The sequence below is a fragment of the Saccharothrix ecbatanensis genome (genome assembly GCF_014205015.1).
GTDB classification, from domain to species: domain Bacteria; phylum Actinomycetota; class Actinomycetes; order Mycobacteriales; family Pseudonocardiaceae; genus Actinosynnema; species Actinosynnema ecbatanense.
In genome coordinates this window covers 3,360,222-3,387,009 of the sequence record NZ_JACHMO010000001.1, presented here as the reverse complement: position 1 = coordinate 3,387,009, position 26,788 = coordinate 3,360,222, and the positions used below count along the sequence as shown (strand labels likewise).

At 69.4% G+C, this 26,788-nt stretch carries 14 protein-coding genes and 1 pseudogene; 12 read left to right on the top strand and 3 right to left on the bottom strand.

Features of this window, described 5'->3' with window-relative positions; genetic code table 11:
• Positions 1 to 35 precede the first annotated feature (35 nt).
• The 4 genes from F4560_RS14415 (at position 36) to F4560_RS14400 (ending at position 7,698) form a co-directional block, all read left to right on the top strand.
• Entirely contained in the window at positions 36 to 2,813 is a 2,778-nt protein-coding gene (locus tag F4560_RS14415) for an AfsR/SARP family transcriptional regulator (RefSeq protein ID WP_184920343.1), read from the top strand.
• Between the two features lie 226 nt (positions 2,814 to 3,039).
• Positions 3,040 to 6,804, top strand: coding sequence for a GDSL-type esterase/lipase family protein (locus tag F4560_RS46150; protein ID WP_184920341.1), 3,765 nt, complete (start codon positions 3,040 to 3,042; stop codon positions 6,802 to 6,804).
• Between the two features lie 37 nt (positions 6,805 to 6,841).
• Complete coding sequence (locus F4560_RS14405) at positions 6,842 to 7,237, top strand: hypothetical protein (RefSeq protein ID WP_221483494.1); 396 nt, start codon at positions 6,842 to 6,844, stop codon at positions 7,235 to 7,237.
• Positions 7,238 to 7,317: 80 nt separating this feature from the next.
• Positions 7,318 to 7,698, top strand: a complete 381-nt coding sequence (locus F4560_RS14400; RefSeq protein ID WP_184920337.1) for a hypothetical protein — start codon at positions 7,318 to 7,320, stop codon at positions 7,696 to 7,698.
• Between the two features lie 28 nt (positions 7,699 to 7,726).
• Here the strand turns inward: F4560_RS14400 and F4560_RS14395 are convergent, their stop codons facing one another.
• Positions 7,727 to 8,254 (bottom strand): hypothetical protein, encoded by a 528-nt coding sequence (locus F4560_RS14395; protein ID WP_184920335.1) that lies wholly within the window; start codon positions 8,252 to 8,254, stop codon positions 7,727 to 7,729.
• Between the two features lie 289 nt (positions 8,255 to 8,543).
• Between F4560_RS14395 and F4560_RS14390 the strand changes: the two genes are divergently transcribed.
• From F4560_RS14390 to F4560_RS14375, 4 genes are all read left to right on the top strand, one after another.
• Positions 8,544 to 9,527, top strand: a complete 984-nt coding sequence (locus tag F4560_RS14390; RefSeq protein ID WP_184920333.1) for a DUF6492 family protein — start codon at positions 8,544 to 8,546, stop codon at positions 9,525 to 9,527.
• 149 nt (positions 9,528 to 9,676) lie between these two features.
• Entirely contained in the window at positions 9,677 to 10,177 is a 501-nt protein-coding gene (locus F4560_RS14385) for an SUKH-4 family immunity protein (RefSeq protein ID WP_184920331.1), read from the top strand.
• On the top strand, positions 10,174 to 12,825 hold the full coding sequence (locus F4560_RS14380) for an LppU/SCO3897 family protein (RefSeq protein ID WP_184920329.1): 2,652 nt from the start codon (positions 10,174 to 10,176) through the stop codon (positions 12,823 to 12,825). The genes F4560_RS14385 and F4560_RS14380 overlap by 4 nt, the downstream gene beginning before the upstream one ends.
• 230 nt (positions 12,826 to 13,055) lie before the next feature.
• Positions 13,056 to 15,170, top strand: coding sequence for an NACHT domain-containing protein (locus F4560_RS14375; RefSeq protein ID WP_184920327.1), 2,115 nt, complete (start codon positions 13,056 to 13,058; stop codon positions 15,168 to 15,170).
• Positions 15,171 to 15,260: 90 nt separating this feature from the next.
• Here F4560_RS14375 and F4560_RS14370 read toward each other — a convergent pair whose 3' ends face one another.
• Both F4560_RS14370 and F4560_RS14365 read right to left on the bottom strand, forming a co-directional pair.
• Complete coding sequence (locus tag F4560_RS14370; RefSeq protein ID WP_184920326.1) at positions 15,261 to 16,691, bottom strand: PKD domain-containing protein; 1,431 nt, start codon at positions 16,689 to 16,691, stop codon at positions 15,261 to 15,263.
• 30 nt (positions 16,692 to 16,721) lie between these two features.
• The gene (locus tag F4560_RS14365) at positions 16,722 to 18,212 is read right to left on the bottom strand and encodes a PKD domain-containing protein (protein WP_184920325.1); all 1,491 of its coding nucleotides are present in this window, start codon (positions 18,210 to 18,212) and stop codon (positions 16,722 to 16,724) included.
• Between the two features lie 641 nt (positions 18,213 to 18,853).
• Between F4560_RS14365 and F4560_RS46550 the strand changes: the two are divergent.
• From F4560_RS46550 to F4560_RS14350, 4 genes and pseudogenes are all read left to right on the top strand, one after another.
• A pseudogene (locus F4560_RS46550) lies at positions 18,854 to 19,084 on the top strand (helix-turn-helix domain-containing protein); the annotation flags it as partial.
• 121 nt (positions 19,085 to 19,205) lie between these two features.
• Positions 19,206 to 19,592, top strand: a complete 387-nt coding sequence (locus F4560_RS44470; RefSeq protein ID WP_246477797.1) for a hypothetical protein — start codon at positions 19,206 to 19,208, stop codon at positions 19,590 to 19,592.
• A 685-nt stretch (positions 19,593 to 20,277) separates the two neighbouring features.
• Complete coding sequence (locus F4560_RS14355; RefSeq protein ID WP_184920323.1) at positions 20,278 to 24,861, top strand: CHAT domain-containing protein; 4,584 nt, start codon at positions 20,278 to 20,280, stop codon at positions 24,859 to 24,861.
• Positions 24,830 to 26,788: a caspase family protein gene (locus F4560_RS14350; RefSeq protein WP_312869305.1), complete on the top strand. Its 1,959-nt coding sequence runs from the start codon at positions 24,830 to 24,832 to the stop codon at positions 26,786 to 26,788. Before F4560_RS14355 ends, F4560_RS14350 begins: the two co-directional genes overlap by 32 nt.

Sequence of the window (26,788 nt, the reverse complement as noted above, 5' to 3'; positions counted from 1 at the left end):
GGGGGAAGGAGTTCGGGCGGAGCGAGGGGGGCGTTGTGGGTGTGGAGTTCGCCCTGCTCGGCGACGTCCGCGTTCAGGTCGACGGACGGGATCTGGACATCGGGCACGCCCGCCAGCGGTGCGTGCTCGCGGTCCTGCTCATCGAGGCCGGCCGGACCGTGACCACCGATCAGCTCGTCGACCGCGTGTGGGGTGAGCGGGCCCCTGTCCGGGCCAGGCACGCGTTCTACAGCTACATCAGTCGACTCAGGACCGCTCTGAGGGACGTCGCGGGGTTCGACATCGCCCGCCGGGGCGGCGCGTACGTGCTGCACGTCGATGCCGGGACCGTCGACCTGCACCTGTTCCGAAGCCTGCTCGGGCAAGCTCGCGAAGCGACGGAAGAGCGGCGAGCGCTGGCCCTGTACGACCGCGCCCTGCGGCTGTGGCGTGGCGTGCCGTTCGAGGAGTTGGACAGTCCGTGGCTGGCGTCGGTGCGCGATCGACTGCTGGCAGAGCGGTTCACCGCCGAAGTCCAGCGTTACGACGTGGCACTGGACCTCGGGATGCACGACGAACTGCTGGCCGAGTTGGCCACCGCGACCGCGGCGAACCCGTTCGACGAGCGGATCGCCGGTCAGCACGTGCTCGCCCTGTACCGATGCGGGCGCCGGACCGAGGCATTGACACAGTACCGCGAGTTCCGCGCACGGCTCGTGGACGACACCGGGGTTGAGCCCGGCGATCAGCTGCAACGCCTGCACCAGCAGATGCTCGCTTCGGATGTGCCGCGTATTCCCTCCGCACGGCGGGAGGACGAGGCACCGGGGCCGGTGCCTCGGCAGTTGCCCGCGGCGTCACCGTGGTTCGTCTCCCGCACCCGCGAACTCGACCTGCTCGACGACGCGCGCGATGCCGCCGCGGGCGTCGTCGTGGTGACGGGCGCCGGCGGATCGGGCAAGACGTCGTTGGCACTGCACTGGGGGCACCGCGAGGCCGGGACGTTTCCGGACGGGCAGCTGTACGTGGACCTGCGCGGGTTCGACCGGGTGGGCCGCCCGTTGCGCCCGGCGGACGCGCTGCAAGGCCTCCTGGAGACGCTGGGCGTGCCACCGGAGCAGATTCCGACCGATGTGGACGCGCGGGCCGCGCTGTACCGCAGTCTGCTGGCCCGTCGACGGGTGCTGGTGGTGCTGGACAACGCCTACGACGCCGAACAGGTCAGGCCCCTCCTACCGGGTGACGTGAACTGCCTCGCGGTGGTCACCAGTCGTGACCGGCTTTCCTGCCTGGTCGCCAGAGAGGGAGCCGTGCCCGTCCTCCTCACGGTGCTCGACGAGTCGGAGGCGGTGTCGCTGCTCGCCAGACGAGTGGGTCCGGACCGCGTGGCCGCCGAACCGGACGCGGTGGCACAGCTCGTCGCGCACTCCGCCCGGCTGCCGCTGGCCCTGGCGGTGATAGCGGGCCGCGCGGTGGGCAACCCGACGTTCCCGCTGAGCGCGCTGGCCGGCGAACTGCGGGACGAACGGGCACGGCTGGACGTGCTGGAGAGTGACGGCACGACATCGGGCGTGCGCGCGGTGCTCTCGTCGTCGTACCGCACGCTGAGCCCCGACGCAGCCCGCCTGTTCCGACTGCTGGGCCTGCACCCCGGCCCCGACGCGGACCTGTTCGCCGCGGCTTCGCTGGCCGGGGTCGAGGCCTCGCGCGGCCGTGCCCTGCTGGGCGAGCTCGCGCGGACGCACCTCGTGGACGAGCACCGCCCCGGCCGCTTCCGCTCGCACGACCTGCTCCGCGCGTACGCGGCCGAGTTGGCCGAGTCGGAGGACAGCGCGCACGACCGGCGGACCGCGCTGCTCCGGTGCCTCGACTTCTACCTGCACACCGGGTTCGCCGCTGAACGACACCTGGCGCCGCACTGGCCGCCGATCACACTCACGGCGGCGCAGGAGCACGTCGCGCAGTTGCCCGTCACCGACTACGACCGGGCTGTGGAGTGGTTCACCGCGGAGCACGACACGCTGCTGGCCGCGACGGCGGAAGCCGCCCGCGCGCGCCTGGACGTGCACGCGTGGCAGTTGCCGTGGGTGCTCAGCACGTACCTGAGCAGGCGAGGGCACTGGGCGTACCGCGCCGAGACCCAGCGCACGGCGCTCGCGGCTGCAGACCGCCTCGACAACGACGTCGCCCGCGCCACCAGCCACCACCTGCTCGGCAGGGCCGAAATCCTGTTGGGCAACCAGGACGAAGCCCTGGAGCACCTGCGACGGGCGCTCGACCTCTCCGCGCGCGTGCACGACACCACCGGTATGGCCGTCGCCCACTTCTCCCTCAGCTCGGCCTACGACCTGCGTCAGCGCAACACGACGGCGCTGGTGCACGCCCGCAAGGCATTGCGGCTGTGCCGCGAGGCGGGAAACCGCGTGTGGGAGGCGTTCATCCTCACCGCCATCGGCTGGTACCACGGCAAGGCCGACCAGCACGCGGAAGCCCTCGCCCACTGCGCCGAAGCGAAACTGCTGCTGGACCGGATCGGGGACCGGGACGGCCGGGCCCACAACCTCCACTGCCTCGGACGTGCGCACCACGGCCTCGGCCAGTACACCGAGGCCGCGCGGTGCTACCGGGACGCACTCGCCCTGTTCCGCGAACTGGGCAGCCCTTACCTGGAGGCGAAGAGCCTCGACCACCTCGGCGACGCGTTGCAGGCAGCGGGCGACCAGCCCGGGGCGTGCCGAGCGTGGACGCGAGCGCTCGAGGTCCTCGAACCGCTGGCCCACCCTGACGCTGCCGAGATCGAATCGAAGCTCTTGGACACCGGCGTCAGTCGGTAGTCGGGTAGAAGGTCTGGACGGAGGCGGTCCGCCCGTCCCTCGAGCGGCGCGACAACGCCGAGGATCGTCACACCCCTCGGCCGGCGCAACGGTCGCGCGACCGCTGGACCTGCTGATTCAAGTTCTCGGCGGGGTTGTCGCAGGGTGTGTGGGGCATCGTTCGGGCACATCCCTTCACCACCAGGAGAGACACGTGCGACGGGACGGAAAACGGTCGATTCCGGCCGTGCTCACAGCTTCACTGCTGCTTTCGACGATCACCGCGATCACCGCGTCAGCCGCACCAGAGACACCGGAAGGCGTCTTCGGCTCAGGCTGGCAGACCTCCGGCGACCGGGCGTGGACCACGTCCGGCGACGGTGACGGCTTCCACGTGCTGGTAGCCGACGCGGGCGACGGCTACGCGTGGCGCACCGCCGCCACACTGTCCGAGCCGGGGTTCGACACCGACCGGTGGATCGGCAACGCGTGCGTCACCGGTTCGGGGGACCGCGCTGTCGTCGTGTACGCGCCGAGGACGTTCACCAACGAACCGGACCTGACCGGCCGGGGTGGGTTCACCGCTGTCGTGCACCTGACGTCCGGCGAGGTCACCAAGCTGCCGGTGCACACCAGCCTCGCCTACTTCAACCCCGGCTGCGGCACGGGCGAGACCGCGGTGCTCACCCAGGAGGGCACGGAGGACCTCGGTCGCACCCGCTTGTTGGAGCTGGATGCCGCGAGCGCGACGACAGCCGCGCCGATCGACGTGCCCGGCCAGCTCACCTCCGCAACGCCGACGCGGGACGGCATCGTGGCCGCGGACCTGAACATGCTGGTCAAGGTCGGCAAGGACGGCAAGCGGAGCCGACTTGCCAAGGCGTCGTCCGTACCGCACCGGATCCGGGCGGATGCGGATGGCGGCGTTGTGTTCGTGGACCGCGAAGGCGACCGTGCGACGGTGCGCCGGGTGCACGACACCAAGACCACCACCCTCGCCACCGGAGGGTTGCGGAATCTCGGCATCGCGAGTTCCGCACAGGGCACGGTGTTCCTCACCGGCAAGGCCGACCAGGTCCAGGCCCGGGACGCCGTCGTGCTCACCGACGACAAAGACGCCACGGTGTCGACCACAGGCCGTGTCGTCGTACCGCCGCCGCGCCCCGCGGACCAGCTGGTCACACCGACCGAGGCCCAGCCGGTCAAGCTGACGGTGCGGGTGCCCGCGACCGGCAGGAGCACCGAGTCGTCGGTGCACCCGGCGCGGAACGTCTCGCCGAACGCCGGCTCCGGCCGCACGCCGGCGCCGGTCGGCAGTGCACCCGAGTCGCGCGCGGCCGGGTCGCCGCACGACACGGTCGAGGCCGAACGGATGTGCTCGGTCGCCCGCAACGACCCGGCAGTCCAGGTGTACCAGCCGACGCCGAGGGAGGTGGAGTGGGCAGCGAACTACGCCGTGTACGGCAGGCTGCCGGCGCAGGGCATGTTCCCGCTGCCGCCACTCGAGCGCGGTGGCCAGGTGCCCGCCCAGCTGCTGCTCGGCGTGATGGCGCAGGAGTCGAACCTGTGGCAGGCGGGGCGCGCGGTGATGCCGGGACAGGCCGGCAACCCGTTGATCGGCAACTACTACGGCCGCTTCGTCGGCAGCGCGCAGAACCCCGCCAACGAGTGGGACATCCGCTGGGACAAGGCCGACTGCGGATACGGCATGACCCAGATGACGGACGGCATGCGCATGAAGGGAAGGGAGAAGCCGGGTGAGGTCGCGCTGCCGTACGAGCAGCAGCACGCGATCGCGACGAGCTACGAGGCGAACCTCGCCGCCGGCCTGCAGCTGTTGCACCGCAAGTGGAACGAGCTGGCCAGGTTCAAGGTCAACGGCGGCAACCCGAGGCGACTGGAGAGCTGGTTCTACGTGGTGTGGGCCTACAACTCGGGTTTTCACGCCTACGACAAGCGGTTCGAGGAGGGCAGGAACGGCGCCTGGGGTCTCGGCTGGCTGAACAACCCGGCGAACCCGCGCTACGCCGCTGACCGCACCCCGTTCGGCAAGGACCCGAAGGACCTGGCGACACCGCAGCGCTGGCCCTACCCGGAGAAGGTGATGGGGTTCGCCGCGTACCCCGTGTGGGGTTTCGAGGCGCCGGGCAAGCCGGTGCCCGGCTACCGCGGCGGCGGGTGGCTCGACGACCAGGCCCGTGACTTCGTGCAACCGCCCCCGCAGATCTTCTGCAAGAACGAGCCGCCCGTCTACGACAACGACTGCAGGTGGGGAACGAAGGTCGAGCCGACGGATCCCGAGGTGATCGGCGAACCCGCGGGTCCGTGCCACCACCGGAACGCGGCCGAGCAGTACGACCTGCGGTGCTGGGTGCACTTCGGCGTCGGCGGCAAACTCGCGAACGGCACCATCGAGTGGAAGGACTGCTGGGTGGAGGAGAACAACCGGTGCGGCCAGGAGATGCTGCGATTCTTGAACCCGGACGCGCCGAGGCAACCGAGGGGCTCGAGCTATCCGCCGCGGTGCGGCACCGGCACGGACGCGGGCCTTCCGGCCAACGCGCTGGTGATCGACGACGTCCCGGATGGCGTCGCGCCGGTGAGCAACCCGTCGTGCGTGCGTGCGCCGAACTCCGGAACCTTCCAGTTCACCTTCGCGGGCGACGGCTCCTATCCATCCAAAATAGACACGCACCAGATCGGTGGCGGCTACGGCGCGCACTTCTGGTTCGCGCACACGTGGACCAACGGCCCGGCGGACAAGCTGAAGGTCACCGGCACATGGCGGCTGAACCGGCCGATGAACGGGTGGGCACGCGTCCTCGTGCACATGCCCGACCACGGGGCACACACGCAGCAAGCCCGTTACCGCGTCGACCGCGGCAACGGCACCGTGCCGAACGAGCGGGTGTTGTTGCAGCGCACTCAGGAGCACAGCTGGGTGTCGCTCGGCGTGTTCGAGTTCACCGGCGTGCCGAGCGTGTCGCTCGACAACATCACCAAGGACAACAAGCCCGATCCGGCGAAGCCGAAGAAGGCGTGGAACGGCATCGAGGACGTGGCCTGGGACGCCATCGCCTTCGAACCGCTGCCGGGCAAGCCCGAGCACCAGATCGTGTCACTGGGCGACTCCTATTCCTCGGGTGAGGGCACCGGTGGCGCCACCGGCGAGCGTTTCTACCGCGAGACCGACAACAACGGGGACAACGTGCACCGCAACGCGTGCCACCGCTCGAAGGACGGCTGGCCGCTGCTGGGCAGGCTGAGCTCGTTGGGCGACGTGCCGGTGCGCACGCTCGTCGAGGAACGGTCTCCGCACGTGGACTTCCACTTCCTGGCGTGCTCCGGCGCGCGGACGCACGAGATCAGGGCCAAGGGCCCCGGGATGTTCCGCGAGGTGTCCCAACTCGACCGCGGCTTCCTCGACGAGAACACCACCCTGGTCTCGCTGACCGTCGGCGGCAACGACGCCGGTTTCAGTGACGTGATCACGAAGTGCATCACCGATGCGGTCAACTACTGCTTCGACAGCACTCTCGCCGGTGACACGGAACCGCTCAAGGTGGCCTTGCCGAAACGGTTGCGCACCGGCGTGACTCCGGCGATCACCGACCTGCTCCACGAGATCAAGCTGACGGCCCGGCACGCGCGGATCGTGGTGCTGGGGTACGCGCCGATGTTCGAGCCGGACACCGACTGCACCGGGCTGATCAGCAAGCAGGAGAGCAACTGGCTGAACGAGATGGCCGGCCTGATGCGGGAGGCGGTGCAGGCCGCGGTGGCCGCGGCCGGAGACCGGGTGCACTTCGCCGATCCGACGGACCGGTTCACCGGCAGGCGCATCTGCAGCGCGTCGAAGGCGATCAACACGATCATCCTCGACAAGACACCGGGAGACCGGCCGCTGAGCGACCTGGTGCCGCACTCCGCGCAGTCGTTCCACCCGAACCGGGCAGGGGTGGACCTGCTCGCCGAGACCTACTCCGAGAAACTACGAGAACTGGGGATCTGACACGACCTGCGTTCGTTCGCACTCGATCGAGGAGTACATGACCATGCCCGGAATCACGGCCCGTCTGGCCGCTGTGCTACCGCTCGTCGTGGCCGCCACCGCGGTGGCGGGCGGTACCGCCGCCGCCGACGGCCATTGCACGGATATCGGCAACGGCACCGTCTGCATGTCCGTCGACGACACCGGCGAGCCCGGCGAGCCGACGGAGGTGGTGTCGATGTGGTACGAGAAGCATTTCGGCGACCCGGCCACGGTCCGCTTCTTCTACCAGCCACGCAACTTCCCCCCGGAAGTCCGCAGCGATTGGCGGACGATCGCGGCGGGCGAGGTGACCTCATGGCGGGAGTTGCGGACCGGGTCCGACTGCTACGGCGGAGGTCTGGAGGTTCAGGGCGGCCCTGAGTTCTACCTGGACAAGTACCCGATCTGCTGACGCCTGGATCCCGGTCTCCCCTCGATCCGTCCCACGGTTCGTTGACCTAGTCGCAAAATGATCAGAGGAGTCGAAGACCCATGTTCTCCAAGACAGCCCGGCTCGCCGCTGCCCTGTCCCTGACGGCCGCGGCCACCGTGACGGCAACCGGAACCGCCGCCGCCCAGACCTACTGCCAGGACATCGGCAACGGAAATTTCTGCATGAGCGTTGACGGCTCCGGCGAGGGCGAGAGTCTCGTCACGCTGTCGTACCGCAAGTACGACGGCGATCCGGTCACCGTGCGGCTCGCCTGGTGGTACTACGCCGGTGATACCTCCTACAGCGCGTGGTTGCCGGCCGCGGCGGGTGACTGGATCTTCTTCTACGACAAGGCAGCACCCTCGTGCCTCTACGGAAAGATGGACGTCCAGGGAGGCCCCACGTACTACCTGGACGGGAACCCGATCTGCCCAGGATGACGGGAGCCGACTGGTCGTCGGCGCTCGGTCAGACGCCCACGGTGAGGACACCCAGGAGCGTCAGATGGGAAATCCCCGTGGTCGCGCAGGCGATCGGATCGGGGTTCAGCGCCGTGAGCTGCATCTTCGTCGGTTCTGCGGTGAACGTGCCGGACGTTGTCGAGCCCAACAGCAGGATCACGATGTTCGCGCCGACCCGGCTGGAGGTCCGGTTGTAGGAGTACGTGCTCGGCGCGACGGCCGGGTCGGTCCACGTGAAGACGCGGGTGCCGCTGCCCTGGTAGAAGAGCGAGGTGCAGGTGTAGTTCGGCAGCGTGGCGGTTTCGGTGTAGGCGCCGGTGGCGGCGGAGCCGTTGGTGCAGTTGAAGAGCTGGCCCTGAACGGTGACCGTGACGGTCTTCGGGGTGTTGGTCACAGGCTCGCTGAAGGCCACCACTTCGTTGACGAGGCAGGACTGCTCGACTGCCGCGTGCGCCGTCGGCGCCGCGCCGGACAGCGTCGCGGTGGCGACCAGGCAGACGGCGGCGGTTCGTAAGGCGGCTTTGCTTCCGTTCATCCGTGAGACCTCTCTGGTGTCGGACCGGCGTCGCCCGAGTCGGTCGAGCCGGACCTCGATGAGTGCCACAGGTCATATCGCCCGGCCTTGCGGTGCGTTACGGCACGATCGCAACCCGTCACCCGTCGGCGCTCGGAGGTGGCACCGTGCCTGGTCGTCGGCCGACGCGACGAGCAGCGGGCGGGGGTGCAGCAAGGACGGCGCATGACGTGGAGGACCGGCCCCGGCACATGACGCGGTTCCGCTGATCGGCGGTGCGTGCGGCCCGTGGCCACATGAGGATGACCTCGTGCCGTCTGCCGTCGATGTGAGCCTGCCGGAACTGGACGTGGTCATCCCGATCGCGCCGAAGGACGCGGGTGAGGTGGGGCTGTGCCTGGATTCCGTGCTGCGCCACTGCCGCAACCCCGTTCGCGCGGTGCACGTCGTGTCGCGGTTCCCGGTGACGGCGGCCGATGAACGCGTGCGATGGCTGGACGAGACATCGATCGAGCCGGGCATCGGGGAGATCCGGGACGCGTTGCGGGCCGCCGGTTCACCTCACCCCAACGCGTCGTGGTACTTCCAACAGCTGCTCAAACTGCGCTGCTTCGACCTGCTCGACGCCGACGCGCCGGATCACGTGCTGGTCGTCGACGCCGACATCGCATTCGTCGCCGATGTGTCGTTCGTGGATCACGACGGCCGGGCACGGCTGCCCATGGGATATCCGCTGCGCTGGGTGAACGGCACGCGAGCCGCGGCACCGTTGCGCCACTCGGCGCTGAGCGCCGCAGCCCGCCTGGTGCCGGGGTGGCGTCCAGTGGACCACTTCAGCGGGATGCAGCACCACATGGTGTTCGAACGGGTGGTGTCGGCGGAGCTGACCCGCCGGGTGGAACAGGCGCACGGCGTGCCGTTCTGGCGGGCATTCCTGGCCACCAGCGAGTCGTCGAAGTGGACCGGCGCGTCGGAGTACGTGCTGTACCGGCACTTCGCGTGCCTGCTGTTCCTCGAACGGGTAGCCATGCGTCATCTGTCGGCCGTCGAGGTCATCCAGTCCACCGCGGCCGGGGGCTTCACCCTGGCCGACGTGCTCGACGCCCCGCGCCCGGCCGACGTGCGGGCCGTGGGGTGCCACCGGTTCCTCGACTACGCCGAGCGCATCGCCACGATGGACTACATCTCCGACGATCTGCGCCGGGAGCTGCCACCGGACACCCCGCTGAAGTTGTCCCTGCTGCGTGGAGAACTGAGCGTCGCGCCGGCCCTCGCGCCGCTGGTCCTGCAGTGAGTCCGTTGTGCCCGTGTTCGCAGCCCGATGGCCGGCACTAGGTAACCCGAAAGCGTGATCCACCGGGCGAGGGCTCGGACTCGGGCTCTTCCAGTCCTATCGTTGTGCCCAGGGGGTTTCATCACACGGTGAACAAGGGGGGCACAGCTGTGTTCGCTGTGGACTCGGACCTGGTCGAACGCGCACGCAGCGCCTGGGGGGAGAGGTTGCGGCCGGTGCCGCCGGATGCGCCGCACCCGGCGTTGCCGCCCGCGTTGCGGGAGTTCGTCGAGTCGGTCGGGCTGCCCACGGACAACCCGTGGCACGCGCGGTTCCACGACCTGCCGCCGCAGCCACCGGTGCGCTCCGGGGGTCGCGAGTTCGCCGTGCTGGGGTCCGACCACGGTGTGCCCATCGTGGTCGACGTCATCGCGGGGTCGGTGTGGAGGGCGCAGTCGGGTGCGCCCTGTTTGATCAACTCCAGCCTGCCGCTGTTCCTGCACGCCCTGGGTCGCCTCGACCAGCTGTACCGCGGTTTCGGGGACGCGCCCCCCTCAGAGCGTCTGCGGCGGGTCGAGGACCTCCGCGCCGAGTTGGCCGACCTGGACCCGCCGTCACTGGCGCCCTCGACGGCGTGGCAGGGCTACTTCGACGCGGCGACGTCGGAATGACCTCCCGTCGTCTGCTCGGCCTGCTGCTGGCACTGCTGGCACTGCTGGGCGCGCCCTCCGCTGTGCTGGCCCGACCCGACACCGCCCAGGCGCAGCCGAGCACGGGCAACGTCCAGGCCGGTGCCATCAGGTACGTCCAGGTCCAATGGGGGACCTCGGCCTACAGCAAGTACATCCAGATGTACCGCAGGAACCACCCCGACGTGACTCCCGGCCGCAACGTCGTCGTGGTGTTGTTCGAACAGGACGGCGTGCGCACGGCGGTCGTCACCGCCAGCTTCAACCGGCAGACCCGCCCTGCGGACGCGACGATCGACTTCGACGTCTACCGGGACGGTGAACCACCGCGCACCGAGAGCTTCAAGTCGTCGGGTGTCGGAGGCGACGGGCTCGGCACCCTCGAGCTCCCGGCGGACGACAGCGGGATCTTCCACGCCGAGCCGCTGCTCAAGTCCTGGACGCTGCTGCGGGGAGTCGACCACCTGGTCACGGTCGTGGAGTCGGAGCGCCAGTTCTGCGTGACCGCGGGTATCGACTGCTGGAACAGACTGCGCGGGACGGCATCGGAACCTCCGATGTTCCCCAACATGACCGTCGCCTACTACAACGTCGAGATCCACAACGCGGTCGCGGTGGAGGACGGCAGCCAGGGACCGGAGGCGACGATCGCGCAGGATCACAAGATCGCGGACCAGGGCATGGGCCGGCTGAAGGAGGCGCTCAAGACGTGGCGGGCGGGCGGTTCGCTCATCGGACCGGTGCCCGAACAGGCGTTCAGCGCCGTCGTGCCGGGTGCCGTGGCCGCCGAACCCCACGCAGGACCACTCGTGGATGCACTGCACGGTCCCGCGCCGCCCGGCGACACCGGTGGCATCGACCTGTCCACGGTGGAGCTGCGCCACCTCGCCGACCCCGGGCCCGACAAGGGGATGCGCTACTCCGCCCGCGGCGCCGTCGCTCCGCGGGACACCGGCCACGAGGCGGGCCGGGCGAACCTGGCGCAGGCGTCGGACGCGTTCTTCGTGTGGCTGTCGCTGACCCCGGACAAGTTCTGGGTCAACCTCAACCCCGCCGAACCGGACCGGATCATCGACCCCGCCCTGGCCGCCACCGACGCGGGGAGGGTGCTGCTGCGCGCCGACCTGGAGCTGAAGAGGAGCGTCGGCCGCCTCATCCACCCCGATACCGAACTGGGCGCCGAGTTCTGGGAGCGCCTGCGCGCCGGACCGGACCAGCAGGTGTGCCTGTCGTTCCGGCAGTGGATCGTGCCCGCGCCCGCCACCGTGCACTCCGGCGAGGACAGCGTCCACATCCTCGAAGCTCCGCTGGAGGTGAAGCTGGAGTCGGAGTACCGGCGCGACCTCGGGCAGGACGGCCCCGCGTGCGGCTCCGCCGGGCAGGACGTGATGGACCACAACGAGCGGGTCTACCGCGAACTGATCCTGCCGGAGGTGCAGAAGGCCGTCGACAGCGCGCCGGAGTACGCCGACCTGCGGCGGGTGCACCTGAGCCGGGTGGCCGCCGCCTGGTACCGGGAGCTGAGCTCCCGCCGGGTCACCACCTACGCCGGGTACGTGGACCGCGGCGACGCGCTGCCCTGGCCCGCCCGGGAGCCGTGGTCGCCCCGGCAGGTCTTCGACGAGTACGTCGCCTCCTACACCAACGGCGAGTTCAACGTCTCCCACGAGGAGGAGCGCGGCGAGTACATCGTCACCCACACCTATGTCTACGGCGGCGTGGACTTCAGCCAGGTGCCGTTCACCGAGGTCGACGACGACGCCCTGCGGGCCCGCTGGCCGGACGTGGCCGCCGCGGCGCTCGACTCGGCGACCCGCCGTGCGACCGACGGTTCCAGTCATGCCTGGCTCGGCGTTCGGGGCACCCCGCAGGCCGCGGAGGTGCTGGCCACGGTCCCGGAACAACCGACGACGCTGGGTAAGTGGGCGTGGGCCGGCATCGCCGTGGGCGGACTGGTGGCGCTCCTGTTCCTCCGGGGGATCGTCGGCGCGCGCGTCGAGCGGCTGCGGAAGCGGCCCGCGCGGGTGTGGGTGGACCGTGGCGAAGCGCGTGTCGGCACCACCACCGACGCCTACGTGATGGGTGACCGGGTACAGGTGAAGGTGCCGGCGGGCAGCAGCGACCGCGACCCGTTGACCGGCCCGGAGGGGCACGCGTTCCAGGTCCGGATCTGCCGCGTACCCCTGGCGATCAAGACTACGGTCGGGCTCGTCGTCGTGGTGGGTGCGGTGATCTGGTTCGTGAACTGGCCCGGCCCCGCCCACCCGGCCACGCTGCTGACACCGGCGACCGGGCAGGCCCCTCCGCCGGTGCCGGTCGCGTTGCCGCAGAACCCGCCGCACCAGGTCACGTCGGTCACGCGTCCGCCGAAGACGCCCGGAACCTGCTTCGGCGGCGTCATCCCCGACACCGGTGTCGTGACCGCGGCGTCGGGTGTGTCGGTGGTCGACTGCGCCAGTCCCGACGCGCACTACCGCTCGATCGAGTCCTTCTACGGCACCACCGACATGTCACGGTGCGACGCCGTGCCGGAGACCCAGTACACCTACTCGGTGACGTGGACCCGCGGCGGAGTGCCGATCAGCAGCACCGTGCACTGCCTGATCGGCCTCGGCCCCTACGCCCGGTAACCACCACGTCCACTTGTCGTCGGTGGCGCACAACGCCGGAGACACCGACCACGAGACAGACCCTCGTAGTGCGGAGATCGTCGGTCGTGGGGGCGATAGCTTCTGAACCAGATCGTTTCCGGCGCATTGGGGGATGTGTGGGACGTCATCGTGGAGGACCGGGTTCGCGGCGATCGGTCGACAACACCTCGACGGGCGTCGTGCAAGGTCCGGTGATCCAGGCTGGGACGGTGCACGGGTCGTTCACTGTCGTGCACTCCACGGGTCGGGACGCCCTCCTCGACGCCGCCGCGCTCCTGGCGCGTGATGTCGCCGTGCGTTGGCGGCGCGAGGAGGAGTTGCGGCGGGTTCATGATCCGTTCCCGTTGTCGGTTCGGTGGCACACCTCAGTCGAGGGATTGTCGGATCACTGGAGCAACATCCGTCGCAGTCCGGCAGGGGGCGCGGCGGGTGCGTTGCGACTGGACGGCCGCCTGGACGAGGTCGTCGAGGTCTTTCGGCGCGTGCCGTCCGGACGCCTCGTCGTGCTCGGCCCGGCGGGATCCGGCAAGACCGTGCTGGCGTTGAGGTTCGTGCTCGACATGCTCGACGCGCGAACGGGCGCCGATCCGGTGCCGGCGGTCTTCGACCTGGGATCGTGGGACCCCCGGGCACGGTCGTTGCGCGACTGGCTGGCGGACCGGTTGGCGCAGGACTACCCGGTGCTCGCCGAGCCCTCTCCCACCGGGCTGCCGCTCGCGTGGGCGCTCCTCGACGCCGGTCTCGTGCTGCCGGTTCTGGACGGTTTCGACGAGATGGCACCAGGCTTGCGGGCGCCAGCCGTACTCGCGCTGAACCGCACGGTGGCGTGGTTCCTGATGACCAGCCGGGTGCAGGAGTACGCCGACGCCGTCGCGTCGACCGATGTCGTCACCGCCGCCGCGTGCGTGGAACTGGCTCCGCTCGGCCTTTCGGACGTGGCGGACTACCTTCCCCGCAGCACCCGTCCCGGCGCGTCGGCGAGCACAGTCTGGGAACCGGTGCTCCAGCACCTGCACGACTCACCGCCCACGCCTGCCGCAGTCAATCTCACCGCGGTGCTGAGCACGCCGTTGATGCTCTCCCTGGCTCGGACGATCTACAGCGACACCATCGACCACGACCCGCTGGAACTCCTCGACTCCACGCGGTACGCCGATGTCCCGGCTCTGGAGGACCACCTGCTCTCGACGTTCGTCCCGGTCGCCTACGGTGATACGCCGCCGGGCACGTCCGCACGCGATCCCGAGGTGTCCAAGCGCCATCTGTCCGCACTCGCATGGCACATGACCAGCTGGGGCACACGGGACCTGGAGTGGTGGCGACTCAGAGACGCAGTGTCGGGGCCGACCCGGGCGCTGTGGCTCGCGTTGATCGGCGCGCTCGAACCCGTGCTCGCCTGCCTGCTGACCCTTCCCGTGCTCCCCTTCATCCTGAGCGACTCCTGGGGTGAGCCGACCATGGTGTACACGCTGTTCGTGGTCCCGTTGATGTTGATATCCGGCAGAGGCGCGTGGTACGGCTACCTGGCCGGACGGTTTGGAACCGGCGGCATCCCCTCGCGTGCCCACCGGGTGTTCCCGGGGTTGCTCCGGATGCTCACCCTCGTGCGGATAGGCCCCGTGGTCATGTCCGCGGCGACCCTGGGGTTGTGGTCGGCCATTCACCTGGCGTCCGGTGGGGACTATTGGGTGGTCATCGCGGCCATCGCTGTCGCGGTTGTGTTCCTGGTCGTGAACGGTTCGATGCCGAGGTGGCGGACTCGGGTCGACCTCACGACCGTGGTCGCACCCTGGAGCCTCAGGGATGCCGACCGGACGAACACGATCCTCCAAGCTCTCGCCAAGTTCCTGGTACTGGGACTCGGTTTCGTCGCCGCGCTGCTCATCATCGTGAAGGGCCGCAGCCAGGAGCTCGGGTTCTGCGTCATGGTGATGACGATCTTCCTTGGTGACCGGGCGTTGTGGAGCGGACTCGCGGGCACCGCCTGGGGTCAATGGGTACTGCTGACCTGCGTGTGGCTGCCACTGACCGATCAAGCGCCCCGAAGGCCGGCGGACTTCTTGGAAGACGCCCATCGACGAGGTGTCCTGAGGCAGAACGGCGCCGTCTACCAGTTCCGCCACGCACGGCTGCAACGCCATCTCGCCCGCTCGCACCAACCCCGCCGGTTCCGCCGGGACCCGCCCATGCCCTACCGGGATCTCGTCGACCTGGCCCGCCTCGCCACACACGGCAACTCGTTGGTCTACAAGGACCGTCCGACAATCGATAACCCGTACGGCGACGAGGCCAGCGGTCGGGGCAAAGACGCCAAAGTCACGTGAGAACGCCCGGCGCGGCGGCACGGCCCTTACCCGGCCCTCCGCCGGGTGGTCCAGCGGACTTTCTTGGGCCGGGTAGGGCGACCGGTTCGACTACTCGATTCGCGCGCTCATGGTGGCGACGGGTCGGACGGAGGTGGTGGTGGCTCGTGCCTCGTTGTCGTCACCCTTGTCGTCGCCGCTCCAGCCGTAGCCGGCTACCTCGGCGCGCACCCGGAATGTCACATGGCCCGCGGTCGCGTCCTCCGGCCGGTAGGTGTAGGCGAACGGGAACTCGGTTGTGCCGGTCAGCGAGACCGGAACCCGTTGCGTGAGACGGCCGATTTCCTTGTCGCTCTCCCCGTTCTGGCCGACGCGGTAGAAGGTGACGGTGACGTCGTCCTCGCTACGGATGTTGGCTACGAACGCCTTGACGGGCTTGCTCTGGCCGGCCCGTGCCGAGGTCGGCACCGTCAGCGCGGGTACCGACACGTCGTGCGTCTCGACCTTGAGCGTTCGTACGCTTGTGCCGGTGCGGCCGTCGGGGGTCGTGACCGTGGTCGTGACGCGGTAGTCGCCGTCCTTGGTGAACCGGTGCGTCACGTTGTTGCCGGTCACCGGGATGACGGTGCCGTCACCGAGATCGATGGTGCCGCTGGCGACCGGCTGGTAGATCGGGTCGCCCGACGACGCGCCGAGGGTCGTGTCGCTGAGCACGTTCGGGACTCGGGGCCACGTGGTCGTGTGCGGAACGATGTCGGGGGCGGTTCGCAGACTGACCTGGAACCCGTCGGTCGCCTGGGGGGAGGCGGCCATCCTGATCAGGTAGCTCTCGTTCGCGGCCGCGTGGAACACCGCGGTCGAGCGAGGGGCCGAACAGTCTACTTCGGACAGATCGCCCGCGCGGTGAACGCTGATCGCCTGCACCGAGGTGACCTGGACGAACTTGGCGTACGCGGGCGTGTAGCGGTACCAGACCGACCGGGTTGCCTCGGGAGCGCAGCTCGGTGGCACCTCGCCCTGCTCGGCCGTGGCGCGGGTGAGGTCGGCCTGGTGGTCGCCGGGCACGCTCGTCACCGTGGCCGCCGCCCGGTCGTCGTTGGGCTCCGGGGTGGTCTCGCGCAGTGTGAACGAGACCGCGCCGGCGGCGCTCCCGCCATACTCGACCAGCATGAAGTAGTACGTGGTGCCCGCCTCGGCGTGCACCGTGTAGTTCCCGTTGTGGACGCAGGCGCTCGGCTCCAGGTCGAGCGCGCCGCGCTGTCCTGTGTAGACGGCGAGCATCGTGCCCCACGCGTCCGTGCGCGCGGCCACCCGCAACAGCCCGTCGCTCTGCGCCGTGTACTTCTGCCAGACGGAACCCTCGCCCCAGAAGTAGCAGGGGTTCGGGTCGTCGTCGGCCTTGCTGGATCCGGTGGTGTCGATCGTCGTGGTGAACGGCAGCGAGGTGATCTCGGTGGCGGAGTCGAAGTCGTCGCCTGCCGGCGCCGCGTGGGCGACGGCGGGTGCGAGCGCCGCGACCACGGCGAACGCGATGAATGTCAAGCTTGCCCGTCTGAACATGGTTCCCCCTGATCAGTTCACGTGAGCGGTGACGGTGGCCGCCGGGAGGACGGTCGTGGCGGTGGAGATCACCTCGTTGTCCAGCGGCAGCGCGTCCCGCGACGGGTATGGCAAGGAGACGACGGCGCGGAAAGTCACCTTGCCCCTGACCGCGTCCTCCTGCGTGAACGTGTAGGCGAACGGGAAGGTGACCTTGCGGGTCGGGTGCGCCGGCACGTCCAGTTTCATCAGGCCGACTTCTTGCCATCCCCACTCGCCGTACTTGTAAAACGTGACCGTGGTGTCCTTCTCCAGATAGCGCGTGTTCGACACCTGCACGGAGATCTGCTTCTGCTGCCCTGCCCGCGCCGAGGACGGCGTGGTGAACTTGGCGATTCCGACGTCGTGCGTCTTCACCACAACAGGGGTCGTGTCGGTGGCGACACGGCCGTCCTCGGAGGTGGAGCGGACGGTCACGGTGTAGTTGCCGTCCTTGGCGTAGCGGTGGACCGCCTGCTTCTCGGTGCTCGGCGGCACGCTCGTGCCGTCGCCGAAGTCCCACTCCGTCGTCACCGGCTGGTCGTAGTCGTTGCGGTGGTACAGCCTGAAGTCGATGTCGTTGAAGATCGACCACTCACCGGACGAGCTGGGAGAAACCTCCGTCTCCAGCGGCGGCGCCTCCGCCAGCACCATGGTGGCCTCGGTAGAGCTGTAGAAGCTGTACTGCAGTTGCAGGTGGTAGGTCGTGCCCGCAACGAGCCGGAACGCCTTGCCTTTCCAGGAGTGGCCCTCCGTGCACCCGAGCGACCGGAGCTCCGGCAAGGACGAGCCTTCGTAGATGGACAGGACGGGGCCGATGCTGTTCGCCCTCACGTGGGCGAGGACCGACTCCGTGCGAGTCGGTGTGTAGGTGAACCAGACGGTGGGTGCGCCTTCTCGCACACCGGCGCACGTCGTCGCCCAAGGCTCTTCCGGTTCGGCGCCGGCGAGCGTGAAGTCCGGCTGTGGTGCGCTGAACGGCAGCGACGTGACCGTCTGCGCGTCGGCGAAGTTGTCGTTGGCCACGGGCGTCATCTGCCGCACGCTCAGGTTCAGCCTGGCCCCGCGACCGTTGTACCCATCGGCGGCCATGAAGTAGTACGTCTGGCCCGCGGTCACCCGCAGCGTCAGCGGGCCTCCGGGACCGCTGCACCCGAGGGACCGCAGGTCGCCTCGACTGCCGATGAGCACCGACAGCTTCACGTCGAGGTCGCTGCCGTCCGTGTCGATGCGGACGATTCCGTCCTCGGTCGTGGTGTGGTGGAACCAGACAGATCCTTCCGCGGGCCACCCCACGCAGTTGGTCGGATCGTCGAGTGCTCTGGTGGCTTCGGTCCTGTCCAGCTGTGCGGTGAACGGCAGTGCCGTGATCGGCGTCGATGCGTCGAAGTCGTCGTTGTCCGGTGGTGCCGCGTGTGCCACGCCCGGCACCAGCGTCCCCAGTAACGCGGCCGCGACGACCGCGAGCGATCTCAAGATGGGCATGCGAAAGCTCCCCCAAAGTCCCCTGCGCCCCCACACCTCCTGTGACGGGCGTCCACCTGGTGCATACATCCGGGGCGACGATGTGTTGCACACCTTGCCCGAAATACGCCGTTCAGCCCACTGTCGAACCGCCGGTTGATCACTTGGAACCGAGTCGAGCATGGTGGCGGCGAAGAGTCGTAGTCGTGGACGCGGATCCTGGGTAGTTCTGCGGCGTCGGCGAGTTGGTGGAAGTGCCGGAGCAAGTACTCGGGGGCGCAGCGGCCTGCGGTCGTGCCTGTGGAAGACAAGGTCGTCGCCGGGTTGGCTCAGTCGTTGATGGCGCAGCGCGGTGATGACCCGGTCGGGCAGTCGCCACGCGGTGATGTCGTTGAGGTAGAGCCCGCAGGCACAGTCGAGTGCTTCCTGTGGTGTGCCGGAGGGTGTTCGCTGGTCAGGATCGAGTTCTCGTAGTCGTCGTGGCTGGCGCGGTAGATGGCGAAGCCCCAGGTGGTGGCAGATCCGCACAGTGGCCAGTTGCGGCCGGCGTTCCCGGTACGGGCCAGCAGGCGTTGGCGCGGCGAGACTTTGGTCGCCTCGGGCGGGAGAGGCCATGGCTGCGGTCCTGCCCGATACCGTCCATTTCAATAGACGGTATCGGGATGGGTGGATTGGTGGCCGCACGAAGCCCGTATGTGGTCATGCTGGACACGGCGGATCGGCAGGCACTGGAAGCGCTGGCGCGCAGTGGCCGTGCCGAGCATCGCCGGGTGCTGCGGGCGCGGATCGTGTCGGCCGCCGCCGACGGGCGGTCCAACGCCGGCATCGCCCGCGAACTGCGGATCGTTGAGGACACGGTGCGCAAGTGGCGCAAGTGGCGCTGCCATGAAGGGTTGCCGGGACCGGCCGCGCAGTGGGAGGCCGCGGTCGTGGCGGAGGTCAAGGCACTGGCCCGCGAGCTGCCCACGCAGGGCGACGTGCCGTTGGCGCGGTGGAGCTGCCTGGAGCCGGCCCGTGAGGCGGTCGCGCGGTGTCTGCGAGCGGGTGTCGACATCCACTGTGCGGCGGTGGCCGGCCGCCGACGCGATCAAGCCGTGGCAGCACCGGTCGTGGATCATTCCGCGCGACCCGTACTTCGCGGTCAAGGCGGCCCGGGTGCTCGACCTGTACGCCCGCGTCTGGGATGGCGATCCGTTGGGCGAGGACGACTTCGTGCTCAGCGCGGACGAGAAACCCGGCGTGCCGGCCCGGTACCGGTTTTACGACACGCTGCCCGCCGGTGTCCATCGGCCGATGCGGGTGGAATCCGAGTACTCCCGTGGCGGCACGCTGGCCTACTCGCCGCCTACGACGGCCGTTCTGGTTGGACGTATGTCGAGTTGTGACGTGAGCTGGCGGTAACCCGCTGGTCGACGGCATCTGGTTCTGGGTGGCCGGGATCGCCGCACATCGCCGGGCCGCGCGAGTGGGTCGGGCAGCCTGAGCGGACCGGGTTGGAATAGTCGCCGGCCAAAACGGGCCGATGAGAGCGATAGCCGTCGTCGGCTAACGAGTAGCCGCTACCGGCACCTCCCATCGTATACGCAGAGTGGTGCGTCACTTTACGAACTACAGGTGCGGTCGCCGAAGTTTTTGTGTCCCTCCCAAGGGAGATGACGTGTGAGCAGGCCAATCGGTGCTTCACTGTTGACGGGAGGTGACCATGTGGTCGAGCCTTGGAGCGGTAGGGACAGTGGGCACGCTGGTGACTTTCTGTGTTGTGGCCGGGCGCGTGCTCGGCCTCATGATCGCACTACGCGGCACTTCTCCGGCCGAACGCCCGGAGATCATCCGCGCGTTGAACGACAGCGGCGCACGAGCGATTCAGCGGAGAGCCGTCCGTGCGACTGGCCGTCGGTCGTGACCGGGATGTATCCCGCTAGACCGTCGGCTCAGCGACTTCCACGAGCACGGCGGCGAGCAGTCCATGACCATCAAGTTGCGCGGGCATCTCGGCCCAGCGCTGCACGTCTGTGTCGGTAACCCCGGGCGCAGACAGCGACGATGACACCGGAGCCGAGAATTGGACAAGCCGGACGACCCTCGCATGCCGGACTGCCTCGCGGCCTTCGCGGCCCGTGACTACGTGACCTGCTATCAAACCGCGATCAGCAACTTCCCGGTGCATGGACCGCCCCGGCTTCTCGTCTTCTACCAGCTCATCGCGATCTGCCTGCAACGCCTCGGACAATCGCGGGACTTGGCGGAGTTGCCTCGCCTGATGCTGGATTTCGCCGCCGACGACTGGCAGGAGTCCCTCATCCGGCTGACGTTCGGCCAGGACACCCTGGACTCCGTTTGGCCGTTCGCGACGGACGCGGAGCGCCGCTGCCAGGCGCTCTACTACGCCGGGGCCAGGCTTCTCGCGACCGGTCGGCAGGCGGAGGCGGAACGCTGTCTGCGCGGAGCCGTCGAGCAGGACGCCGACTGCGTGGAGCGGAACCTCGCCGAGATCGATCTGGCGGCGCTGTCGGACGCCGACACGACGGGGACGGCCGAGCAGGCGTTCGACTTCCACAACCAGCGCGCACATGCCTTGATGCGGCACGGCCATCCCGGCGAAGCCATTCGCGTCGCCGAAGAAGTTTACGATCTCGCGCGGCGCACCTTCCGGCAGGACGACGCGCGCTTCGTACAGGGGCTGCACACCCTGATGCTCGCTTTCAGCACCGCCGGTCATGTGTCACAGGCGATGGAACTGGCGCCACTCGCCGTTCGGCTCGCCCGTGAGCACCACGCCGTCGACGCCGAGTTCGCGAACCTCCTGAACACCGTCGCCTACCTGCACAAGGCCGGCGGCGACCTGGACGAGGCGAGGTCGCTCTACCGGTCCGCGGCCGAGATCTGGGGCCGTTCGGAGGAGCATCGGGGCAAGAACGCCACCGTGCTGCACAACCTCGCCCAGCTGGAGGCCGACCGCGGCGACCTCGATCAGGCGGAGCCGCTGTTCCAGCGGGTCCTGGACCTGGTCGACCCTGCTGACGACGACGACGGGCTGTACGCCATGACGCTGGGCAACCTGGCGATCGTCCGGGAGAAGAAGGGCGATCCCGACGGTGCTGAGCGGCTGTACCACCAAGCCCTGGACCACCACCGCGACCGGATCGGCGAGGATCACCCGACGTACGCGTCCTGCCTGAACAACCTCGGGCACCTGTACCTGGACCAGGGTCGCTTCGCGGAGGCCGAGCCGCTGCTGAGCCAGGCCGCAGACATCACGGAGCGGAAGCTGGGGACCGGCCATCCCAATTCACTGATCACGCTGAGCGCCCTCCTCCGGATCTACCAGGCGACCGGTCAGCAGGAGGCTTCGGACCGGCTGATGGCGCGGTTGCGGCCCGAAGGTCGTCCAGTGCCGGGCAGCGGCCCTCACGCGCTGCACCCGATCCCTGGTCTGGCGCCGCTGTTCCAGTTGATCTGGTCGGGTCTGCCGCAGGCGGACGGCGACCCCGAACCTGTCGGTGGAGCCACGGACTGGCGCTCTCCTTCCTACCAGCGGCTGTTCGGCGAGCTCGCCGAATGCTTCGCCGAGGGCTCGTACGGTGAGGCACTGCGACTGGCCGTCCTCCTCAACGCGCAGGACACGACGCACGAGGGTCTGCAGATGTTCCTGATGTGCAGTTCCGACAGCACACGGGGATTGCCGGAGTTCCAGGTGGCACTCTGGATGCTCGTCGCCGACCCGTGGCAGCTCCAGCTCATCGCGCTGACGCTGGGTCGAACCGGAGCCACCGAGGTTGAGTGGCCGGCCGACGACGAGAAAGCCTGTCAACTGCTCTACTACGCGGCCCAGCGGCACTTCGTCGAAGGTCGCGGTGACGATGCGGTTGCCGGGTTGCGCGCCTGCGCGGCCTCCGGTGTGGACTGCTTCGAGGCCTGGATGGCAGGACGGATCCTGCGTGCCGCCCCGCGTGCGTCCGATCGCGACCTGGCGGCGCGGGTCCAGGAGATCAACGCGAAGGCGACCGATCTGCTCGCGCGCAAGGACATCGCGGAGGCCGCCGGCCTGGCCGAGGAGAGCCTGCGGTTGGCGGCCGGTCTGGAGGAGAACTCCCCGGAGCGGACGCAAAGTCACTACAACGTCGGCCTCGTGACCTACTACGCAGGAGACCTGGTCCGGGCCGAGCAGGTGCTGAGCGACCTGGTGACCGTCGCGAAAGGACAGGAACACGGCAACCGGTTCCTGGTCGCCGGTGCGCTGAACGTCCTCGGCAACATCCACGCCGATCTCGCGCGGTTCGAACTGGCGGAGCCGGTGCTGCTCGACGCGCTGGAACAACTTCGGCTCGCGGACCGCACCGAGGACGCGCAATACGCACAGGTGCAGGCCAACCTGGCAGAGGTCTGCCGCGAGATGGGCGATACCCAGCGGGCGATCCTCCTCTGCAACGCGGCGCTGCGGTCCATGTGGGAGTCACTCGGGCCGGATCATCCCGAGTACGCGCGGACGCTGAAGAACTTCGGCGGAATGCTCATGGAGATCGGCGAGTACGAGCGGGCCGAGCACTGCCTCGTGCAGGCGCAGGAGACCTTCCGGGCGGTGCTGCCCGCGGGTCATCCGGATCTGGCCACCGCCGGTCAGGCGTTGGCCCACCTGTACCTGGAGCAGCAGCGGTACGAGGACGCCGAGTCCGAGTTGCGGTCCGCGCTGGAAATCAGCCGGAACGCCGGTCGGGCCGAGAGCCTTGGTCGCGCGGTGGGAGCAGGCTTGCTCGCCAACGCCTACATGATGACCGGGCGGTTCGACGAGGCACGGGGCGTCCTGCTGGAAAGCCGCGCGACCCTGGACCGGCTTGTCGGACCTGTGCACCCGCTCAGCGCCACAGTGGTCGCCAACCTGGGCGTGCTGCACGCCCTGGAGGGCGACACACGCGGAGCGTTCGCCCTGACGATGGAAGCTGAGCACGTCCACTCGCGCCTGCTCTTCGACGCGTTCGCGACCGCCTCGGAGCGGCTGCAGGTGAACCGGCTCGGTCGCCAGTACTTGCAGTTGTCCGCCCTGCTGAGCCTGGTGGCCGCCCTCGGCGCCCCTGATGACGAGGTCGCGCAGGCCTTTGACCTGGTCCTGCGCCGCAAAGGGCTCTCGGGCGAGGCGCAGGCGTCGGTGCGCGACGAGATCCGGGTGGGCGGTGTTTCCGACCTGGAGCCGAGAATCGCGCACGTGCGCTCGTTGCGGGAGAAGATCGCCCGCAAGACGCTGAGCGGTCCAGGGCCGGAAGGGCAAAGGGCCCACCTGGACGTGCTCGTCGCCTGGACCGAGGAGAAGGAACGCCTGGAGGCCGAGCTGTCACGGGCCGTTCCCGCGACACACCTGCAACAACGCGTGCGGCAGCTGAGCGGGCGATCACTGCGGTCCCTGCTGCCGCCGCGCTCGGCGCTGGTCGAGATCGTGTGTTTCGGGCTGCTCTCGTTCACGGTCCCGAAGTCGGGCCAGGACCCGGCCAGGACGCGGATGCGGTACTGGGCCTTCATCCTGCGGCCCGATGAGGGTCTGCGGCTGATCGACCTCGGGGACGCCGAGAAGATCGATCGGCTGGTGGCCGGTTACCGGGACGAGGCCGTCGGGACGGGGACCGCCCGCGACCTCGTGCCGCACGAACCGGCTGCGGACACCGCCGAACTCGACGCGGGCACCGCCCTGCGAGCTGCGGTCTTCGACCCCCTCCGCCCGGCTCTCGGAGATGCCCGCCGCCTGTTCCTCTGCCCGGACGGCGACATGTCCCGCCTGCCCTGGGAGGTGCTGCCCGTCTCGTCCGACCGTCGCCTCATCGACGACTACGAGATCAGCTACCTCGGATGCGGACGCGACCTGCTGCGCGTCTCGACCCCGTCGACGGGAGAGGGCACGGCCTCGGTGGTCATCGCGGATCCCGACTTCGACCTGTCCGCATCGGGTACGTCCAGAGATCCAGGTGACCGGACCACCAGGGGCCTGCGCCAGGCCGGGCTGAGCTTCGACCGGCTGCACGGCACCAACCGGGAGGGTCGGGCGGTCGCCGCACTGCTGGGCGTGCGCCCGCTCATGGGGGCCGCCGCCACCGAAGCGGCCGCGAAGTCCTGCCTGCGCCCGACGGTCCTGCACATCGCCACCCACGGCTACTTCTTGCCGGACACCGACCGGGAGCGGGATCGCCCAGCGCCGGCTGCCCTCGCCGCCCCGCTGCTCGGCCGACTGTCGAACGCCCGCGACAGCCCGTTCCTGCACTCCGGCCTCGCCCTGGCCGGGGCGAACACCTGGCTGGCCGGTGGCGTGCTGCCGGCCGAGGCGGAGGACGGGATCCTCACCGCGGAGGACGTGTCGGGGATGGATCTGGCCGGGACCGAGCTGGTCACCCTGTCGGCCTGCGAGACCGGTCTGGGCAGCCACCACGTCGGTGAGGGCGTGCTCGGCCTGCGCCGTGCGTTCACCTCGGCCGGGGCACGCACGGTCGTGATGAGCCTGTGGCGGGTGCCTGATGACGAGACGCAGACGTTGATGACCGACTTCTACCGGCGGATCGTGGCCGGTGAGGGACGGGCTGCCGCTCTGCGACACGCACAGCTGGAGCTGAGGAGGCAACGGCCGCACCCGTACTACTGGGGCGCGTTCATCTGCCAGGGTGATCCAGGTGGTTTCGTGCTACGCCCGTGAAACGAGGAGGCGGCCGGTGTGGCGATCAGGTGGACAGCCCGGCGGAGCGCGTCGCGCGCTTGTCGTCGCCTGCGAGGTCGGCGGCCTGACCGGCTGCAACAACGATGCCGAGGTTGTCGAGTCCTTGTTGCGGCGTAGGGGTTTCGACGTCGTCCGGATCGGAGGGTCCACAGCGACGCGCGCGGGCATCCTCGACGCTTACGACCGACTGGTGCGGGTCAGCCGACCGGGAGACGCGGCGGTCTTCTTCTATGCCGGGCACGGCGGTCTCTTCGTTGATGACGAGAACGGCGACGAAGAGTTCCGCTTCATCCAGCCGACTGACATCGACGACAGCACGGAGGACGATTTTCGCGGCGTGCTCGCGGAGGAGTTGAGCGTCCTGCAATGGCGGCTTTCCTTGCGCACGACCAACGTCACGACGATCCTCGACTGCTGCTTCTCCGGCCGGATGTCGCGCGACTGGCCTCAGGCCGGCCTCAAAGCGCGGGCCAGGACCGGGAAGTGGCCGAGCAGCGGCATTGAGGCGCGCAGGCAGGCAGCGGCCGAGGACTTCCGCCGACTGAGGGCGGCGCACCCGGGTTCCGAGTGGTACGACGCCAACCCGCACGCGGTCCGAGTCCTCGCGTGCAGCCAGAGCCAGCTCGCCCACGAACGCCACTCGCCCCGGTTGGGGCGGGTCCACGGGTTGCTGACCGCCGCATTGGTCGCCGAGCTGGCAGATACGCCGCACACGACGTGGCACGACGTGGCGGATCGCATCCGGCCCGGTGTGCTCAACCTCAACCCGTCACAGCGCCCGGAGATCGAGGGGCCGGTGGAGCGGGTGGTGTTCACCGAGGACACGGAGGCTGCCTCGCCGACCCTGCCGGTGAGCGTCGACCTCCTTACCGGACAGGCACGCGTCGACGGTGCGTTCCTGCACGGTTTGGAGCGCGGTGAGCGCCTGCTGCTGGTTCCGGTCGAGCGCGTCGGGGGAGCGGAGGCCGTGCGGGCGACGGTCAACGTGGTGAGCGGCGGCTCGGCGTACTTGGTCGTGGAGGGCGGCGCGGAGGTGCCGCCGGGCGTAGTCGCCCGGCGGGTCGAGCCGAGGCGGTCGAAGCAGGTCGTCCGGGTGGACAGCCTCTCCGGTCCGCCGCCGGTCGACCTGATGACGGCACTGGCGGATGTTGTCGAAGTGCACCAGGGCGGGACGGCCTGTGGTGGGGAGCTCGCGACCGTGGTCCTCACCGATGGCGGTTACCGGCTGGAGGACGCCGCGGGCCGGGCGCTGCACGCCGACCGGCGGGCGGTGGACAGCCTGGGTGTCGACCGCCTCCGGCGGGAGGTCGGCCACCTGGTCACCGCGGCACGGCTGCGTGACCTGTCGTTGCGGGCGGACGACGGCGACTTCGACGCCCCCGTCGAGCTGGCCGTCACCGTGGTCGGCGGTCGGTCGCTGTCGGCGGAGAACCCGGTCGTGCACGTGGGCGAGCGGCTGCGGATCCGCGTGCGCAACGGCGCGGCGAACGGGAAGCCGGTCTACGCCAACGTCGTCGACCTGGGTGTCGGTGGCCGGGTGACGATCCTGAACAGCACCGAACCCTCGGGTGTCGAGCTTCGCGCCGGGGTCACGCGCCCGCTGGGCGCCGAGCCGGGTGGGCACGAGCCGGGGCTGCCGCTGACGTGGCCGCGAGACCTGCCGGCCGGGTCCGCGCGGTTCGAGACGTTGCTCGCGGTGTTCTCGGACAGCCCTCAAGACCTGCGCGGCCTCACCCAGGACGGCGTCGGCCACCGTGGACGTCCCCGGTCGGCGTCGGAGGAGTTGGCCGACATCCTGCGGTCGGGCCGGCGGGACGTCGGTGGCGTCGACCCGGCGGCGGTGCGGTTCCTGATCAGGAACCTGACGTTCTCGCTGTGCCCGGGCGGCGACGCCTGCGCCCACTGA

Excerpts from the sequence above, each read along its gene's own strand:
- F4560_RS14405 (WP_221483494.1), top strand. The coding sequence starts at position 6,842 with ATGACCATGCCCGGAATCACGGCCCGTCTGGCCGCTGTGCTACCGCTC.
- F4560_RS14400 (WP_184920337.1), top strand. The coding sequence starts at position 7,318 with ATGTTCTCCAAGACAGCCCGGCTCGCCGCTGCCCTGTCCCTGACGGCC.
- F4560_RS14395 (WP_184920335.1), bottom strand. The coding sequence starts at position 8,254 with ATGAACGGAAGCAAAGCCGCCTTACGAACCGCCGCCGTCTGCCTGGTC.
- F4560_RS14380 (WP_184920329.1), top strand. The coding sequence starts at position 10,174 with ATGACCTCCCGTCGTCTGCTCGGCCTGCTGCTGGCACTGCTGGCACTG.
- F4560_RS14365 (WP_184920325.1), bottom strand. The coding sequence starts at position 18,212 with ATGCCCATCTTGAGATCGCTCGCGGTCGTCGCGGCCGCGTTACTGGGG.
- F4560_RS14355 (WP_184920323.1), top strand. The coding sequence starts at position 20,278 with ATGCCGGACTGCCTCGCGGCCTTCGCGGCCCGTGACTACGTGACCTGC.